Consider the following 17,506-nt stretch of genomic DNA (forward strand, 5'->3'; position numbering starts at 1 on the left):
GTTGTTTTGCTTTATTTAACATATGCTAATTTATTCAACACAAAACAAATTGTAACAGTTCCGTCTTGATCGACAAGAAACAATATGGCCTGTTTCGGTGCAAAACATCAAAAAGTATGACGATTGCAATCCAAAGCGTGATCAGGAGGATGCGCCGTTAAGCTTGCGCCTGGATAACCGCCTTGATGAGCCCGGTTTTTTGATGCGCCCAGCGCGGCAGATCGCCGATCACCGCAGTGAAATCGGTGCGATGGGTAATCAGCTTATTTGTATCTATAGCACCCGATGCGATTGACGCCGCGACATGTTCGAAGTCCGCCTTCAGGGCGTTGCGGCTGCCGATCATTGTCATTTCGCGCTTGTGAAATTCCGGATCGGCGAAAATGATATCGTCCTTGACCACGCTGACGAAGACCAGCACGCCGCCATGCGAGACGAAGGGCAGCGCCGCATTCATCGATCTCGCATTGCCGGTGGCGTCGAAAACCGCCTCGAAACCCTCATTGCCGCTGATCTGCATGCCTGATTTCAACGCATCGCCAGACGCATCGATCGCGCTGGCGAAGCCGAAACGGTCGGCAGCGACTTCTAGCCGCTCTTCGCTCATGTCCATCATCGTGACGTCATAGCCGGCAATCTGGGCAAACAACGCCGTGCCGAGCCCGATCGGGCCTGCGCCGATCACCAGCGCCTTCGCCCCTGGCTGGGAGCCGGCGCGGCGCACGGCGTGCGCACCGATCGCGAGAAACTCGACAGTCGCCGCCTGTTCCGGCCTGAGATTGCCGGCCGGATAGACATTGGTCTCCGGCACCACGATCTCTTCGCAGAAGGCGCCGTCCGTATGCACGCCCAGCACCTTGATCGCCATGCAGCAGTTCGGTTTGCCGCGCCGGCAGGCGATGCACTTGCCGCAGGAGAGGTAGGGATTGACGATCACCAGGTCGCCTTCGCGAAGGGCCGAACTAGGCTGGGCCTCGCGCACATGCGCGGAAATCTCATGTCCCATCACACGCGGATATTCGAGAAAGGGGTGCTTGCCCTCATAGATGTGATAATCCGTGCCGCAAATGCCGATATGACTGATGGCAAGCCGCACCTCGCCGGGCCTGAGCGCGCCCGGCGCATCTCGATTGATCACCGCCAAATCGCCAGGCGCGTTGCAGATCACTGCTTTCATTTGGAAATTTCCTTTGTGGGCAATCCCTTGCGGCCTGCGGTCCGCCTCGGATAGGGCCAAGCTGTGCGAACAGCATTCTGCATATTTGATTTTGTCTTTTATCTACAATATACAATTAGCCGTCAATGACAAAACGCGCGCCGCTGCCGCGCGTCGTAAAGGGAACGAAAAGACGGGAGTAGGTGCTGCATGGCTCGGCAGAACACAGTGTTCAAGGAAGCCTATAATCGCTGCCTGGGCGATCTCGATGGCAGGCAAAACCTGCCCTCGGAGCCGGAACTCGGAGAGAAATACGGCATCAGCCGCACCACGGTTCGCGCGATTCTGTCGCGCATGCGCGATTCCGGGCTGATCACCTGGGACAAGCGGCAGAAAGTCATTCTGCGCCCGCCGCAGGACCAGGATTATTTCCCCGACGACGAAACCAACTCGCTCAATGAAATCATCGAGCGCAGCTTCATGCGCCGGATTCTCACCGGCCAGGTCGAACCGGGCACGCAGATCAATGAGACGGAACTGGCGCGCGAGATCGGCGCCGGCACCACCAGCGTCCGCGAATTCCTGATCCGTTTCTCGCGCTTCGGCCTGATTGAAAAGCGGCCGAACAGCCATTGGGTGCTCAAGGGTTTCACCATGGACTTCGCGCTCGAACTGACGGAAGTGCGCGAGATGTTCGAATTGCGCTCGGCCGCGGCCTTTGCAATGCTGCCCGCCAGCCATCCCGCCTGGGCCGACCTGGAGGCAATCGAACAAGAACATCGCGAGATGCTCGCGGATATCGACCGCCGCTACAAGGATTTCTCGCCGCTCGACGAGCGCTTCCATCTCCTGGTGCACAAGGCGTCGGGAAACCGTTTCGTCGTCGATTTCTACGACGTCATTGCCTTCATCTTCCACTATCACTACCAGTGGAACAAAGCCTTCGCGCGTATTCGCAACGAGCGGGCGCTGCGCGAACATCTCGACTATATCGCAGCTCTGCGCTCGCGCGACCCGGCCAGGATCGATGAGGCCTGTCGCCTCCATCTGCGTTCGGCGCGCGAGACCTTGATGCAATCCGTGCCCCATTGAGGAGACTTGCAATGCGGACGCCCATCCTCCAGTTCGGTACCAGCCGTTTCCTGCAGGCCCATGCCGATTTGTTCGTCAGCGAGGCCGAAGACGCGCTGGGCGGCATCACCGTCGTGCAGACGACCGGTTCGGCCGAGCGTAGCCACAGACTTGCAGCTTTGGCGTCGCCGGAGGGTTTTCCAGTCCATATCCGCGGCAAGCAGGATGGCGCGGTGGTCGACAGGGTGACGGCTGTGACCTCGGTGAAACGGGCGATCTCGGCGCATTCCGACTGGGACGAGACCGAGCGGATTTTTGGCGACGAAGCGAAAGTCGTGATCTGCAACACCGCCGACAAGGGATATGACATATCCGCCGAGAAGAGCGCTTATCCGGCAAGCGTTCCAGCCTCGTTTCCCGGCAAGCTTGCCAAACTGCTCTACTATCGTTTCGACCGCAGCGGCGAACCGCTGACCATATTGCCGGCGGAGCTTGTCAGCCGCAACGGCGACGTGCTGGGAGACATTGTCCGGACACTGGCAAAACGCTGGGGCCTCAGGCCATCCTTCCTCGAATGGCTCGATTCCTCGGTGATTTTCTCCAATACTCTCGTCGATCGGATCGTCTCCGAAGCGCTCGAACCTGCCGGCGCAGTGGCCGAACCCTATGCGCTCTGGGCAATCGAGAGCCGGCCGGGTCAGGTCCTGCCGTGCACGCATCCCTCGATCGTCGTTACCGACGATATTTCCTCCTTCGCCCATCTCAAGCTTTTCATCCTCAATCTCGGCCACACTTTCCTCACGGACGGCTGGCTGAAATCGGACCTGCCGCGCGACCTGACCGTGCGAGAGATCCTGGCAATCCCGGACCAACGCGAACGGCTGGCGCGTCTCTATGGCGAAGACGTGGTGCCCGGTTTTGCCCGCATGGGCATGGGCAGCGAAGCCGAAACCTACGTGGCGCAGACAATCGAGCGCTTCGAAAACCCCTTCCTCAACCATCGCCTGGCCGATATCGCCGACAATCATGCGGAAAAAATCCGCCGCCGCGCGGGTGGATTCCTCGCTTGGTCCGGCAATCGCGCGCCTGCGCTTGAGGCACTTCTGGCCTCAGCCGGCTGAGATTGCTGCCAATCGCCATCCAGTGAACGATTTGTCGCTGCATTGCACCTTGGCGAAGGGCTGTTTTTCGACCACATACGGGGGGATTTTGCGAAAGAGGATCTCCGATGGTTGAAGCCCGTGCCGATGTGAAAACCGAAAATGCCAGCCGCTACCTGCAACAGCTCTGCAAGCACTGGTCCCACAAGATGACCACCGAATTCGATCCGGAAAAGGGCCGGGTGGAATTTCCCTCGGGCGCGCGGCTCGACCTCCAGGCCGACGCCGCAGAACTGCATCTGGCACTCACCGCCGATGATGACGCTCTGGAGCGGATGGAAACGGTCGTGGCGGATCACCTGAAGCGTTTCGCTTTTCGCGAAGAGCTTGAATTCGCCTGGCGGAAGTCGGCGTAAGGGCAGGCAGGAGATGACTGAAATCAACAATCGCAAGGCCGATCACCCGATTGATCCGGTCTTCCTCGAACGCTGGGCAGCGCGCTCTTTCCCGGGCGAACCGATGCCGGAAAGCGATCTGCTCACCATGTTCGAAGCCGCCCGCTGGGCGCAGTCGGCCAGCAACCACCAGCCCTGGCGCTTCAGCTATGCCATGCGCAATGACGCCAATTGGGAGCAATATCTCGACTTCCTGGTCGAGGGAAACCGTGCCTGGGTGGTCAATGCTTCGGCTCTGGTGATCGTGGCGTCGAAACTTCACACCATGCCGAAGGACGGTTCCGAGCCGCGTCCAAACCGGACGCATTCGCTCGATGCCGGAGCCGCGATGCAGACCTTCACGCTGCAAGCAACGATGCTGGGCTATATCGCCCACCCGATGGCCGGCATCCATGCCGACAAGATCAGCGCCGAACTCGGTATCCCCGAGTCCGAATACCTGGTCGAGGCTGCCATCGCCGTTGGCCGGCTTGCGCCGAAAGAGATGCTGTCGGAGCGTTTTCGTGGCCGCGAAGTGCAAAGCCAGCGCAAGCCTTTGTCGGAAATCGTCTTCAAGGGCGAGTTCAAGGCCTGAGCGGGTGCCCCGAGAATACCGTTTATGATCGCAGTCGAATCTGCTAGGTCTCGCGCATGCTTTCGCGACTGACCTTTCTGCAGAAACCGGAGCGGCCGGGCGCCCAGCAAACGCGCACGATCGAGATCGAGGGGCGCAAGCTACCCTTGACGATCAAGACCGATGCGCGGGCGCGTCGTCTGACGCTACGCATCGATCCCGGCGGCCAATCCCTGAAACTCACCGTTCCGCGCGGCCTCAAGCCGCGCGAGATCGATGATTTCCTGGCGCGTCATCAGGGCTGGCTGATGACCAAGCTCGCCCGTTTTCCCCGCAACAATGCTTTGACCGAAGGCCGCTATGTATCGCTGCGCGGCGTGCCGCATCGCGTCGAGCGCACCGGCAAGCTGCGCGGCCTGACCGAAGCGGTCGAGATCGAAGGTGAAAAAGTGCTGCTGGTTGGCGGCGCCGAAGATCATCTTTCCCGCCGCCTTAAGGATTTTCTCAAGGCGGAGGCACGCAAGGACCTCGCTGAACGCTCTGCGGCCCATGCTGGCGCGATCGGCAAAAAGGTCAGTTCGATCACCCTCAAGGACACCAAGAGCCGCTGGGGCTCCTGTTCCCATGACGGAAACCTGAGCTTTTCCTGGCGCATCGTCATGGCGCCCCCCTATGTGATCGACTATCTCGCGGCTCACGAAGTGGCCCATCTTGCCGAAATGAACCATTCTGACAGGTTCTGGGCGATCTGCGAAAAACTCTGCCCGCAATCGCTCGAAGCCAAGCATTGGTTGAAGAGGAACGGCGCGTTGCTTCACGTCCATGACTTCGGAAGCTGAAACTGACGTAATGTCAGCGCATTTGCGGCGCAAAAACACTCGACTTCGCAGGCATTTCGTGCGACTTGGGCCAAATGACACTCGATATCAAAATCTGCGGGCTGAAGACCGAGGAAGCGGTCGATCGCGCGGTGGCGCTCGGGGCCACGCATATCGGCTTCATCTTCTTTGAAAAGAGCCCTCGCTATATCGAGCCCGCCGATGCCGGCCGGCTGGCCGACCGCGTGCGCGGCAAGGCCAAGATCGTCTCCGTTACCGTCGATGCTGACCCCGATGATCTCGACGAGATCATCGATCTCCTTCGCCCCGATATGCTGCAGCTGCACGGCAGGGAAACGCCCGAGCGCATTCTCAACCTCAAGGCCGTGACCGGCCTGCCGGTGATCAAGGCACTGTCGATCCAGACTGCCGACGATCTCCGGAAGATCGAGCCCTATGACGGGATTGCCAATCGGTTCCTGTTCGATGCCAAACCGCCGAAGAATTCAGAACTTCCAGGTGGCAATGGCGTGTCCTTCGACTGGAACCTGTTGGTCGGCCTCGACCCGTCCATCGACTATTTTTTGTCCGGCGGGCTCAACAAGGACAATATCGGCGAAGCACTGCGCATCGCCCGCCCGCGGGGCATCGACGCCTCCTCCGGCCTGGAGTCGAGCCCGGGCGTCAAGGATTTGAACATGATCGACGCATTTTTCGCCGCCGTGCGCCAGGCAATGCAGGCGGCCTAGGGAGACATCAGTGAACGAGGCCTTCAAACCCAATACACTTCGAACCGGTCCCGATGAAGACGGCCGGTTCGGGATTTTCGGCGGCCGTTTCGTCGCCGAGACGCTGATGCCGCTAATCCTCGATCTGCAGGCGGAATGGGAAAAGGCCAAGACCGACCCGGAATTCCAGGCCGAACTGAAGTCGCTTGGCGCCCACTATATCGGCCGCCCGAGCCCGCTCTATTATGCCGAACGCCTGACCCAGCACCTCGGCGGCGCGAAAATCTATTTCAAGCGCGAAGAGCTGAACCACACCGGTTCGCACAAGATCAACAATTGCATCGGCCAGATCCTGCTGGCCAAGCGGATGGGCAAGACGCGCATCATCGCCGAAACCGGCGCCGGCCAGCACGGTGTGGCCTCGGCCACTGTTTGCGCGCGCTTCGGCTACCCTTGCGTCGTCTATATGGGCGCCACCGATGTCGAGCGTCAGTCACCGAACGTCTTCCGCATGAAACTGCTCGGGGCAGAGGTCGTGCCGGTCACGGCCGGCAACGGCACGCTCAAAGACGCGATGAACGAGGCGTTGCGCGACTGGGTCACCAATGTCGACGACACCTATTACCTGATCGGCACCGCGGCCGGCCCGCATCCCTATCCGGAAATGGTGCGTGACTTCCAGTCGGTGATCGGCACCGAGGCCAAGGCGCAGCTTTTGGAAGCCGAGGGCAAGCTGCCCGATATGGTGATTGCGGCTGTCGGCGGCGGCTCCAATGCCATCGGCATTTTCCATCCGTTCCTCGATGACGACAGCGTCAAGATCGTCGGCGTCGAAGCGGGCGGCCACGGCCTCCAGGGTGTCGAGCACTGTGCTTCGATCACTGCCGGTTCGCCCGGCGTGCTGCATGGCAACCGCACCTATCTCCTGCAGAACGACGACGGCCAGATCCTCGAAGGCCATTCGATCTCCGCCGGCCTCGACTATCCGGGCATCGGTCCGGAACATGCCTGGCTGCATGATATCGGCCGCGCCGAATATGTGCCGATCATGGACACCGAGGCGCTTGAAGCCTTCCAATTGCTCACCAAGCTCGAAGGTATCATTCCGGCGCTGGAACCGAGCCATGCTATTGCCGAAGTGATCAAACGTGCACCGAAAATGGATAAAGACCAGATCATCCTGATGAACCTCTCCGGTCGCGGCGACAAGGACATCTTTACCGTCGGCAAGATTCTGGGAATGGGGCTCTGAGAATGACTGCACGCATGGACAAGAAATTCGCCGATCTGAAGGCCGAAGGCCGTCCGGCCCTGGTCACATATTTCATGGCCGGCGACCCTGATTATGAAACGTCTTTGGCGATCATGAAGGCGCTTCCGGGCGCCGGCGCCGACATTATCGAGCTCGGCGCACCCTTCTCCGACCCGATGGCCGACGGCCCGGCGATCCAGATGGCCGGCCAGCGGGCGCTCAAGGCTGGCCAGACCCTGGTGAAAACGCTGGATATGGCCCGCGAATTCCGTAAGGCCGACCAGACCACGCCGCTGGTGATGATGGGTTATTACAATCCGATCTATGTCCACGGCGTCGACAAATTCCTCGACGAGGCGGTCGAAGCCGGCATTGACGGCCTGATCATCGTCGATCTGCCGGCCGAGATGGATGACGAACTCTGCATCCCGGCGCTGGCCAAAGGCATCAATTTCATCCGCCTGGCGACCCCGACCACAGACGATCGCCGCCTGCCCAAGGTGCTCTCGAACACATCTGGCTTCGTGTATTATGTGTCGATGACCGGCATCACCGGCTCGGCTTTGCCCGATCCGTCGAAGATCGCTTCCGCTGTCCGTCGCATCAAGGGTCACACCGACCTGCCGGTCTGTGTCGGCTTCGGCGTTAAGACAGCTGAACATGCCCGCCTGATCGGCGCGGCCGCCGATGGCGTCGTCGTCGGTACCGCTATCGTCAATCAGGTTGCCACTTCGCTCGATAAAGACGGTCATGCCAGCGCAGATACGGTGCAGGCGGTCGTCGCCTTCGTTAACGGCCTATCATCCGGTGTCCGCAGCGCTCGCCTTGCGGCCGCCGAATAATATCGCCATATGATCCGGAAAAGGAGTTCACTGCCATGAACTGGATTACCAATTTCGTCCGGCCGAAGATCAGCTCGATGCTCGGACGTCCTGCGGTCGAGACTCCGGAGAACCTCTGGATCAAGTGCCCCGAAACCGGGGAAATGGTCTTCCACAAGGAGCTGGAAGCCAACAAATATGTCATTCCCGGCTCCGGCTATCACATGAAGATGCCGGCCAAGGATCGCATGGCCGATCTTTTCGATGATGGTATCTACGAAGCCCTGCCGCAGCCGAAAGTGGCGCAGGACCCGCTTCGTTTCCGCGATTCCAAGCGCTATGCCGACCGGCTGAAGGACGGCCGCACCAAGACCAGCCAGGAAGACACGATCCTCGCCGGCCTCGGCCAGGTGCGCGGCGTCAAGATGGTCGCCGTGATCCACGAATTCGCCTTCATGGGCGGCTCGCTCGGCATGGCCGCCGGCGAAGCGATCATCAAGGCTTTCGAGCGCGCCATCCAGGAACGTTGTCCGCTGGTGATTTTCCCGGCTTCCGGCGGAGCCCGCATGCAGGAAGGCATCCTGTCGCTGATGCAATTGCCGCGCACCACCGTTGCCGTGGAAATGCTGAAGGAAGCCGGCCTTCCCTATTTCGTCGTGCTCACCAACCCGACCACCGGCGGCGTCACCGCTTCCTATGCGATGCTGGGTGACGTGCATCTCGCCGAACCAGGCGCTGAAATCTGCTTTGCCGGCAAACGCGTCATCGAACAGACGATCCGCGAAAAGCTGCCGGATGGCTTCCAGACCTCTGAATATCTGCTGGAACACGGCATGGTCGACATGGTCATCAAGCGCCACGACATTCCCGGCACGCTTGCCCGCCTCACCCGCATGATGACCGGCTTGCCGGGCGCGGGTGTCGAGCAGGATTTGGAAGAGGGCTTCGAAGCGGGCAAGCCGGTCCTAGCCCTGGCTGCCGAATAATCGGACGAAAGCATGTCGAATTCCGTGCCCAGCCGCGCCGAACAGGAGATCGAGCGGCTGCTCGGCATCTATCCGCGCGGTTTCGATCTGTCGCTCGACCGGATTGTCCGTCTGCTGGAAGACCTCGGTCGACCGCAGGACCGAATGCCGCCGATCATCCATGTCGCCGGCACCAACGGCAAGGGTTCCGCGACGGCTTTCAGCCGCGCATTGATCGAAGCTTCCGGCCTTTCCGCCCATGTCCATACCTCGCCGCATCTGGTGCGCTGGCACGAGCGCTACCGCATCGGTGTGCCTGATGGCAGCGGCCGGCTGGTCAGCGACGACGAACTGTGCGATGCGGTGCTGCGCGCCGAAAAGGCCAATGCCGGGCAGTCGATCACGGTTTTCGAGATCCTGACGGCGGTACTGTTCATTCTGTTTTCGGAACATCCGGCCGATGCCGCGATCGTCGAAGTCGGGCTGGGTGGCGAGTTCGACGCCACCAATGTCATCACCGATCCTGCCGTTTCGCTGATCATGCCGATTGCCTATGATCACCAGGCCTGGCTCGGCGAAACGATCACCGATATCGCCAAGGCCAAGGCCGGTATCATCAAAAAGGGGCGCCCGGTCGTCGTCGGTCGCCAGGAAGAGCAGGCGGCGCTGGACCTGCTGGTCGAAACGGCCGAGAAGGCAGGAAGCCGGCTGCAAGTCTATGGCCAGGATTACCTGGCCTATGAGGAAAATGGCCGGCTGGTCTATCAGGATCAGGACGGGCTTATGGATCTGCCGCTTCCGGCGCTGCCCGGACGGCATCAGCATGCCAACGCCGCCGCCGCAATCCGCGCGATCAAGAGCGCTGGCTTCAGACTGACGACCGACATCGTCGCGCGCGCGATGAAGAATGTTTCCTGGCCGGCCCGCTTGCAGCGCCTGAAGACCGGCGATCTCATGCCATTCGCGCCGGTGGGCGCCGAAGTCTGGCTCGACGGCGGCCATAACCCGCATGGCGGCCGCGCCGTGGCAGAGGCGATGGTGGCATTTGAGGAGCGTGACCCGCGGCCGCTCTATCTGATCACCGGCATGATCAATACCAAGGATCCAAAAGGCTACTTCGAGGCCTTCCAGGGGGTGGCGCGAAAGGTCTTTACGGTGGCGATCCGCAATTCGGATTCAGGCCTTGACCCTGTGGCGCTGGCGAGCGATGCGGCAGAAGTCGGTCTTGTTGCCGCACCGGCTGCATCCGCCGCCGCAGCGCTGAGCGACATTTCCGCAGAGATCGAGGAAAATGAACGGCCACCGCGCATCCTCATTGGTGGATCGCTTTATTTCGCCGGTAATATTTTGGAAGAGAATGGAACGCTGCCGGAATAGCGGCCATCCCGGTTCCCGTTAACCTTCAATAAAAAAGCCCGGCCAATGACCGAGCTTTTCCACAGAATTGTTTCACGTGAATCAGGCAGCGCCGTTGATCCAGGCGTTGAGCGCGGTCTTCGGCGCAGCGCCGACCTTGATGTCGGCGACCTGACCGTTCTTAAAGATCGCGAGCGTCGGGATGGAGCGCACACCGAACTGGGCAGCGAGCTCCGGATTGTCGTCGATATTGAGCTTGGCGATCTTCACCTTGCCGTTCATCTCATTGGCGATCTCTTCCAGAGCCGGAGCAATCATCTTACAGGGGCCGCACCATTCCGCCCAGAAATCAACGACCACGGGTTCGGCCGAATTGAGGACTTCTGTCTGGAAATTGTTGGTGTCGACTTTCACGGTTGCCATGATGCTCTCCTTCTATGCGGGCACCGCCCGCCTCTAACTTGCAACAATATGTGTGTATGTGCCGCTTGATATTCAATGGGTAAATCATTGGCTTGAAATAGCAAGCAGGGCTTTTCCAAGTTCCGCTTCGCCCAAAGAATAAAGATGTGGCCCCTCGGTGTAGATCAGCAGGCAATGCACGGTTTTGCCTGGAAAAATAGGTTTTAAAACCTCGCGATAGAGCGCCAGCTGCGCCCGATGCGCGAAGGGGATGTCGTCAGCGGTCGCCGGCGGCACCAGATTGGTCTTGTAATCGAGGATGAAGACGTCGTCTCCATCCACACCCATCCGGTCGATACGGCCGGAGACCGCATAGTCACGGCCGCCGATATGAATCATTCCCATGATCGACACTTCTGCCTGTGAGTTCTCGCCATGCAGGACGGCAAACTGCGGCTCCTCAAGGATCGCAAGCACGCGGTTGGCTAAAGTCCGCTGCTCGCTCTCGGACCAATGCGGCACGGCGCGCGCCAAATAGCGTTCTGCCGCCGCCGCTCGGTCTTCCGGTGCGAACTCTGTCAACGTCTGCAAGAGGCGATGGATAAGTTTGCCGCGAATCTGCGCATGTCCCGCCGGCTGCTTCTCGGCGAACAGGGCGGATGGAACGATTGTCTCGCCCTCCTGCTCGTCAATGATCACATGCGCCCCGGACGGTGCAAGCGGCCTCGGCAGGTGCCTCTGGGCCGGCAGCGGTGAAAATAGTGCTGCGGGAGGCTCCGCCTGGCTCCGCTCGACAGCCTCGACCGGGGCGGCCGCCACGTTCTCGCTTTCCGGGCTGTGCCGCCATTTCCAGCCCTGCCATTCCAATGCACCGGCTCGGAACGTCACCTCCGTGCAGCGTGCACCGTCGCCGCTCAGCGCTGCGGCTGTCATCTTCGCCCAGGTGCCATCGACATCGCGCTTCTTGCGGAAGCTGCAGAGAATCAGCCGGTCCGAGGCGCGTGTCATGCCGACATAGAGCAGCCGACGATATTCTTCCTCGGCCGCTTGTTCCAGACGCAGGTCATCGGCGCTGATCGTCGGATTGAGAAAATCCTTGCCGGGATACCAGACAGGAATCGCCACCGGCACGCGGGTATCCTCGATCAGCCGCAGCTTCGACAGCAGCGTCTTGTCGAACGGTTTCGAACTGCCGTCGACGAGGAAAACCACCGGCGCTTCCAGACCCTTGGAGGCGTGCACGGTCATGATCCGCACTTCGTTGCGGCCTTTGTCCTGCTCGCGTTTGATCTCCGGCGAATCCTGTTCCAGCGTGGCGATAAAGGCGGCCAGCCCCGGCAGGCCGGCCTGCTCGTGATCGAGGGCGAAATTGAGGAATTCGTCGAGCACATCGCTCACTTCGCTGCCGAAACGAGCCAGGAATTTCGCCCGCCCACCGTCGGCGCCAAGCAAAGTGGCATAGAAATCATAGACTCGAAGCGTCCATGCCGACCGGCGCCAGCGCTCCAGCACGTCGCGCATCGAGCTCCAGACAGGATCAGTCCCTGCCAGCCGGTTCAGCTTCTGCCAGACGCTTTCGGACGCGTTCCGATTGGCGCAGAGCTCGAAAAGGCGGTCTTCGTCGAGATTGAAGAGCGGCGATTTCACCAGTTCCGCCAGCGACAGGTCATCCTCGACCAGGAGAATGAACCGGCCGAGCGACATCAGGTCGCGCACGGCGATGTGGTTCGCCAGAACCAGCCGGTCGGTGCCGGCAACGGGAATATTGCGGCGGCTCTTCAGCTCGCGCGCCAGAGCCGCGGCAAAGCTGTCACGCTTGCGCACCAGCACAAGAATGTCGCCGGCAACGATGGCACGCGGTCCCTTTCGCGTGTTCAGTGTCGCCTTTCCGATCATTTCCTGAATAGACGCAGCCATGCGCTGCGCCAGCCGCACAGCGGAAGATTGTTCGGGCAGCCGGTCGAACGGCGCCAGCCAGTCCTCGTCCTCCTCGGTTTCCGTCTCGTCGGCGATCGTCTCCCATATGTCGACTGTACCGGCCTGACCCTGGCGGCTGGTTTCGTGCACCACCGCCTCCTGCTCAAAACTCAGCCCGCGGGCATTGTCGGGGTTCTCGAACACCTTGTCGACGGCGGTCAGCACATCCTCGGTGGAACGGAAGGAAACGTAGAGGCTGACCGGCTCAAATTCCTGGCCACCTGTCTTGGCACGCTCTCCTGTGGCGCGGCGTTCGAGCGCGAATCTTTCAGGTCGGGCGCCTTGAAATGAATAGATTGATTGCTTTTCGTCGCCAACGACGAACATGGTTCGGGTCAGCAGCCTCATACCAGCGCCGGCAAAAAACTCGTCACTAAGCGAGTTGATAATTTGCCATTGTGTCGGGCTGGTATCCTGCGCTTCGTCGACAAGGATATGGTCAATGCCTTGGTCGAGCTTATAGTGCACCCAAGGGCCGATGTCCTCTTTCTTCAGCAGCGACTCGGTGCGGGTAATGAAATCCTCGAAATCGAGGAAGCTGCGTTCCTTCTTCAGCTGTTCGTAATTGTCGATCAACTGCTCGGCCAGTGTCAGCGCGCTGACGGTCGCCTCGTACATCCGAAATGTCTTGTATTCCTGCCAGACCGTCTGAATAAAGTCGCGCAGACCCGCGACACGATCGCAAAGACCGGGGTTGACCTTGCGCATCGCCGCGCTTGAAAAGCTGGCATCGGCATAGGGCGTCTCGTCCTGTTTCAGGAAAGTGGAGCGCAACAATTCCAGCCTGCTTACCGGTTCGTTTTCATGCACAGCGAGGTTGAGCTTGTAAGCCGTTTCCTGCACCTTGACGCCACCGGTGGAATTGGCGAGCGCCAGATAATCCTGTACCTGACCTGCCCCCAGGCCCGGCAGCGGCCAGGCTTTTCGGGCGATATCCTCGAGCGTCTGGCCACCCTTCAACCCCAGCGACTGGGCCAGTGCTGTCGCAAAGCCGCCGCGCGGCGCGGCAAAGGCAAGAAAGCGGCGGATCGCCGTGCGTTGGCTGATGACATCGCTGAGCAAGCGATTGAGACCGCTTTCATCGGCAATGCCGAGCACGTCGTAGAAGGCTTTCGCCAGCGCAGGATTGTTTTTCGCCTGCGTGGCGGTCAACAGGATGCGGCGAGCCTCGGAGAGCAGGCTCGAAGCGGCCTTGTCGTCGAGGACGCTGAAATGACCGGCGACATTGGCCTCCAGTGGAAACTGGTGCAGCAGCGCTTCGCAGAAGGCGTGGATTGTCTGGATCTTCAACCCGCCCGGCGATTCGAGCGCCCGGGCAAACAGTTTTCGCGCCTCGCCGAGCTTGATCCGGTCCGGCCGGGCACCTTCCATCTCGGAGATTTCCTCAGCCAGCGCCGCGTCATCAAGCGAGGTCCAGTGCGACAGCCGCTCGAACACCCGGTTGGACATTTCCGAGGCCGCTGCCTTGGTATAGGTGAGACAGAGGATCGAGGATGGCCGTGTGCCGGCGAGCATCAGGCGGATGACGCGCTGAGTCAGCACATGCGTCTTGCCGGACCCGGCATTGGCAGACACCCAGACCGAGCGCGAAGGACCAGACGCAAGACGCTGACGCCGGGTGGTTTCGTCCAGCGCGGTCAGCGCTGGCCTGTCGCGAATGGTGTCATTCATCGCCGGCCTCCTCCTCGCTATCCGCCGCGGACCATTCGGCGACGCGGGCAAGATGGTCGTAGTCGCCGCCATAGTCGCGGTCGCGGAAGGGGGCGACTCGCGACTTGAAACCGGCCCGGCCGGTTTTCAGGGCTTCGGTGAGTTTGGCAAGCTGGGTGATTGATTCGGTGGCCAGATCCTCCGCCGATTTGCGATCCTCTGGTCTGGTGCGTTGGGATTTGTCGTTGTTGACCGGCTCCGCCTTGAAATTTCGCCCGGGACGCAACCGCACATAGATCAGGTTTTCCGTATCCAGCGCCTTCAACCCTTTGAAAGCGCCGGCCCTGAGCGCGGCAGCCTCCAGCGACAGCTGCGGATCGAGAAGCGACCTTGCCTCCTTCACCGACGGCGAAAGCCCGGTCTTGTAATCGATGATATCCGCCTTGCCGTCCTTGCGGATATCGATGCGGTCGGCACGGCCGGAGACCGTCAGCCCCGGCATTTCCATCCGCGCATCGATTTCGACAGAAGTGCTGATAATATCGGATCGCCGCGCCGCCTCATATGTCAGGAATTCGCGCGCCACGTCCATGAAGCGCGGCCTCCAGATGGCATCGATATGCAGCGGCAACTGCGCCTGGTCGAAGACGTCCTGGGCAATTTCCTGGATCGCGACGAAAGCATTTGGGGCGCGGGGATCGATGCCCTCGCGTGTGAACTGCTCGACCACTGCGTGGTAGATGTTGCCCCGCTCCAGTGCCCCCGGATCCTGGTTGAACGGATCCATCGGATCGAGCTTGAGGACCCGTCGCGCATAGATCGCATAGGGATCGCGCCGCAGCCGCCCGGCCTCGCTGAAGGAATAACCCTTGGGCTGCAGACTGGCGTCAGGCGTCGGCGCGGGTCGCGGCGAAAACGGCTGGTCTTGCCCGAGGTCGATCGTGCCGGCAATCTCCTTGTAACGATCGCCCGCGGCAATCATGACCCTGCCGAAGTCGTCGCCGGCGACCGACAGCAGCCGCTGCAAAAACCGTGAGGCGACCGACGGCGCGCCGCCCTGCCGCACCGCGCGCGTCAGCACCAGCTTCTTCGTGCCGAGGCCCATGACGAAATCATGGGCCGCCTGGCCGATACGTCGCTCCGGCGGCTCCATGCCGATCTCAGTCTTCATCGCCCGCGACAGGAAGGGATTGTTGGCGGTCTGACCTGGCCAGACACCTTCGTTCAAGCCACCGAGAACCAGTGTATCGACACTCTGCAGCCGCGCCTCCAGCGTGCCCCAGATCATCACGCGCGGATGGTCGACCGATTTCGGCCTGATGCCAATGCCGGCAATCAGCGCCGTCATCGCATCGATCCATTGCGGCCCATCCGCTTCCAGCGTATCGCCGGTGTCGATCAGGTCGCGCAACAGGTTGGCAAGGGCCAGACCGGCATCGCAGCCCCAGAGACTGCCGAGATCGCCGCTCTCGTCGGCGCAAAAACTTTCCAGCACCCGGCCGGTCGCCTCCGCCCACTGGTTCAGGGACAAGCGGCTGGAGGAACGCCCGTCTTCGGAGCGGGCCAGCAGTGCCGCCAGCGGTTCGACTGCCTTCTCGATCGTGGCACCCAGCTGCGTCAGCTCATCGAGGTGATCGAGCACGACGAGATGCGCCTGCCACTGCTTTTTGTGCCTGTTCTCCTGCAATTCCGCGATCGCAATGCCGATCAACGGCGTCAATTGCGAGGGATTGGCGAGCGTTGTGCCGCCACGCATGGTCAGCATTTCCAGCCGGTTGACCGCGCCTTCCAGAATGGTGCGGCTGCGGCCGAGCCGGATCAGCGGATGTTTCAATAGACCGATCAGTGCCACTGGATCGCCGGGCCGCAGAACGCATTCGAGCAGGAGCTGGACGAGCGCGCCGTGATGCGAAGAGATCAGTGGCGTGCCGGCCGAATCGTCCGCTTCGATGCCGAAACGCTTGAGCTCGGCCGTCACGCGGCGCGCCAGATCGCGATCCGGCGTCACCAACGCTGCCTGCGCCTGGTCATTGCCGGTCAGTGCGAGCTTAAGCGCGATGGCGATGGAAAGCGCCTCCTCGCGCTCATTGGTGGCCTCGATCAGAGCGATGTCTGCAAAGGCGTCCTGCAGTCGCGTCGCATCGCCTTTGGTTCCGTCTTCACGCCACTGGCGATGATTGACGTCGGCTTCGGCCGGCGTAAAGGCCTGTGAGACGGCGGCGCCCCGCGCCTGCAATTCCCGTGGTTCGTCAATGAGTGGAATGACATCGCGCCGCAACGTACGAAGCTTCTGCAGCAGATGGTAAACGCCATATTGCGGATGGCTGCGGCTGGCAGGGTCGGTGCTGGTCGTGCCATCGGATTGGATGGCGCCGGCAAGCTGCCAATGAGCGTCACTCATCGTCTGGTCGAGGCCAGGCAGTACCACGACACCGCATTCGAGATCGTGGATGGCCGAAATCAGGTCGGCGGTGGCGGGGATCGATCCGGTCGAGCCGGCAACGATGACCGGATGCGGCGTCCGCTCACGCGCATAACGGCGGGCTTCGGCACGGATCGCCTCGCCGCGACGCAGCGCTGGCGAGGAGCGGTTGAGCTCCGCCAGACGCGACGGCCAGTAGGCGCTGGCGATTTTCAGGAATTCGCCGGTCAGCTGCCACCAGAGTGCCCGGTCGCCGAGCTCGATCCTGTCGAGCCCCTCCCAACCGGTTTCCTCGGTTTCGACCTGATCGATCAATTCGGCCAGCGCCTTCGCCAGCCAGATCGCATCGGCGGGGCTGGCCGGCGCCACCAGCGGCGAATCATTGTGGATGTCGCGCAGCATGTCCGGCAGCCGATTGCGCCAGATGAGGATCAGCCGCGCCAGCTCGATCAGCCGCGTCAGCGGCGAGACCGGCGGCAGCAGGTCGAGATTGCTATCGGGGATTTCGTCGAAATAGCCGGCATCATCGTCGATTTCGCCAAGCGGCCGGATGACCGGCAGAATGGCGGAGCGGCCATCCATCAGGTCGACGAATTCGGAACGCAGCGCCCGCGCCGCGCGCCGTGTCGGCACGTAGATCGTCGCGCGTGCCAAACTCATCGGATTATCCGGCGTCAGCCGGAAGCTCGGGATCAACAATCCGTCCGCCAGTGACCGCGCCAGGGTTTTGAGGAAGGGCGCGCCGGGCGGGATGGTGAAGACGCGGCCGCCGGACATTTT

At 61.2% G+C, this 17,506-nt stretch carries 14 protein-coding genes; 10 read left to right on the plus strand and 4 right to left on the minus strand.

Annotated features, from left to right (window positions below):
* Window positions 1-157 precede the first annotated feature (157 nt).
* Complete coding sequence (locus tag AC1D06_RS08860; RefSeq protein WP_477874676.1) at window positions 158-1,177, minus strand: zinc-binding alcohol dehydrogenase family protein; 1,020 nt, start codon at window positions 1,175-1,177, stop codon at window positions 158-160.
* A gap of 189 nt (window positions 1,178-1,366) precedes the next feature.
* Here AC1D06_RS08860 and AC1D06_RS08865 point away from each other — a divergent pair, with 189 nt between their 5' ends.
* The 10 genes from AC1D06_RS08865 to AC1D06_RS08910 all read left to right on the plus strand — a co-directional run bounded on the left by AC1D06_RS08865 (window position 1,367) and on the right by AC1D06_RS08910 (window position 10,296).
* A complete protein-coding gene (locus AC1D06_RS08865) occupies window positions 1,367-2,248 on the plus strand; it encodes a GntR family transcriptional regulator (RefSeq protein ID WP_477985946.1) in 882 nt (293 codons plus the stop codon).
* 11 nt (window positions 2,249-2,259) lie between these two features.
* Window positions 2,260-3,348, plus strand: a complete 1,089-nt coding sequence (locus AC1D06_RS08870) for a mannitol dehydrogenase family protein (protein WP_477985947.1) — start codon at window positions 2,260-2,262, stop codon at window positions 3,346-3,348.
* A 107-nt stretch (window positions 3,349-3,455) separates the two neighbouring features.
* Window positions 3,456-3,743, plus strand: coding sequence for a DUF2218 domain-containing protein (locus AC1D06_RS08875; RefSeq protein ID WP_477874670.1), 288 nt, complete (start codon window positions 3,456-3,458; stop codon window positions 3,741-3,743).
* Window positions 3,744-3,756: 13 nt separating this feature from the next.
* On the plus strand, window positions 3,757-4,356 hold the full coding sequence (locus AC1D06_RS08880; protein ID WP_477874668.1) for a nitroreductase family protein: 600 nt from the start codon (window positions 3,757-3,759) through the stop codon (window positions 4,354-4,356).
* A gap of 56 nt (window positions 4,357-4,412) precedes the next feature.
* Complete coding sequence (locus tag AC1D06_RS08885) at window positions 4,413-5,174, plus strand: M48 family metallopeptidase (protein WP_477874666.1); 762 nt, start codon at window positions 4,413-4,415, stop codon at window positions 5,172-5,174.
* 74 nt (window positions 5,175-5,248) lie between these two features.
* Window positions 5,249-5,902 (plus strand): phosphoribosylanthranilate isomerase, encoded by a 654-nt coding sequence (locus AC1D06_RS08890; protein WP_477874664.1) that lies wholly within the window; start codon window positions 5,249-5,251, stop codon window positions 5,900-5,902.
* A 10-nt stretch (window positions 5,903-5,912) separates the two neighbouring features.
* The gene (gene trpB / locus AC1D06_RS08895; protein ID WP_477874662.1) at window positions 5,913-7,133 is read left to right on the plus strand and encodes a tryptophan synthase subunit beta; all 1,221 of its coding nucleotides are present in this window, start codon (window positions 5,913-5,915) and stop codon (window positions 7,131-7,133) included.
* 2 nt (window positions 7,134-7,135) lie between these two features.
* Window positions 7,136-7,975: a tryptophan synthase subunit alpha gene (gene trpA / locus AC1D06_RS08900; protein ID WP_477985948.1), complete on the plus strand. Its 840-nt coding sequence runs from the start codon at window positions 7,136-7,138 to the stop codon at window positions 7,973-7,975.
* A gap of 35 nt (window positions 7,976-8,010) precedes the next feature.
* On the plus strand, window positions 8,011-8,940 hold the full coding sequence (accD, locus tag AC1D06_RS08905; RefSeq protein WP_477985949.1) for an acetyl-CoA carboxylase, carboxyltransferase subunit beta: 930 nt from the start codon (window positions 8,011-8,013) through the stop codon (window positions 8,938-8,940).
* A gap of 12 nt (window positions 8,941-8,952) precedes the next feature.
* On the plus strand, window positions 8,953-10,296 hold the full coding sequence (locus AC1D06_RS08910; RefSeq protein ID WP_477985950.1) for a bifunctional folylpolyglutamate synthase/dihydrofolate synthase: 1,344 nt from the start codon (window positions 8,953-8,955) through the stop codon (window positions 10,294-10,296).
* 81 nt (window positions 10,297-10,377) lie between these two features.
* On the opposite strand, the gene trxA is transcribed toward AC1D06_RS08910, so the two are convergent.
* From trxA to addB, 3 genes are all read right to left on the minus strand, one after another.
* Window positions 10,378-10,698, minus strand: coding sequence for a thioredoxin (gene trxA / locus AC1D06_RS08915; RefSeq protein ID WP_477680040.1), 321 nt, complete (start codon window positions 10,696-10,698; stop codon window positions 10,378-10,380).
* 84 nt (window positions 10,699-10,782) lie between these two features.
* Window positions 10,783-14,325, minus strand: a complete 3,543-nt coding sequence (addA, locus tag AC1D06_RS08920; RefSeq protein WP_477985951.1) for a double-strand break repair helicase AddA — start codon at window positions 14,323-14,325, stop codon at window positions 10,783-10,785.
* Window positions 14,318-17,503 carry a double-strand break repair protein AddB gene (gene addB, locus AC1D06_RS08925; RefSeq protein WP_477985952.1) on the minus strand — a complete coding sequence of 1,062 codons (3,186 nt, stop codon included), beginning with the start codon at window positions 17,501-17,503 and terminating at the stop codon, window positions 14,318-14,320. Before addB ends, addA begins: the two co-directional genes overlap by 8 nt.
* Window positions 17,504-17,506: the final 3 nt, after the last annotated feature.

The sequence above is a fragment of the Rhizobium sp. P2_G2 genome (assembly GCF_056403555.1).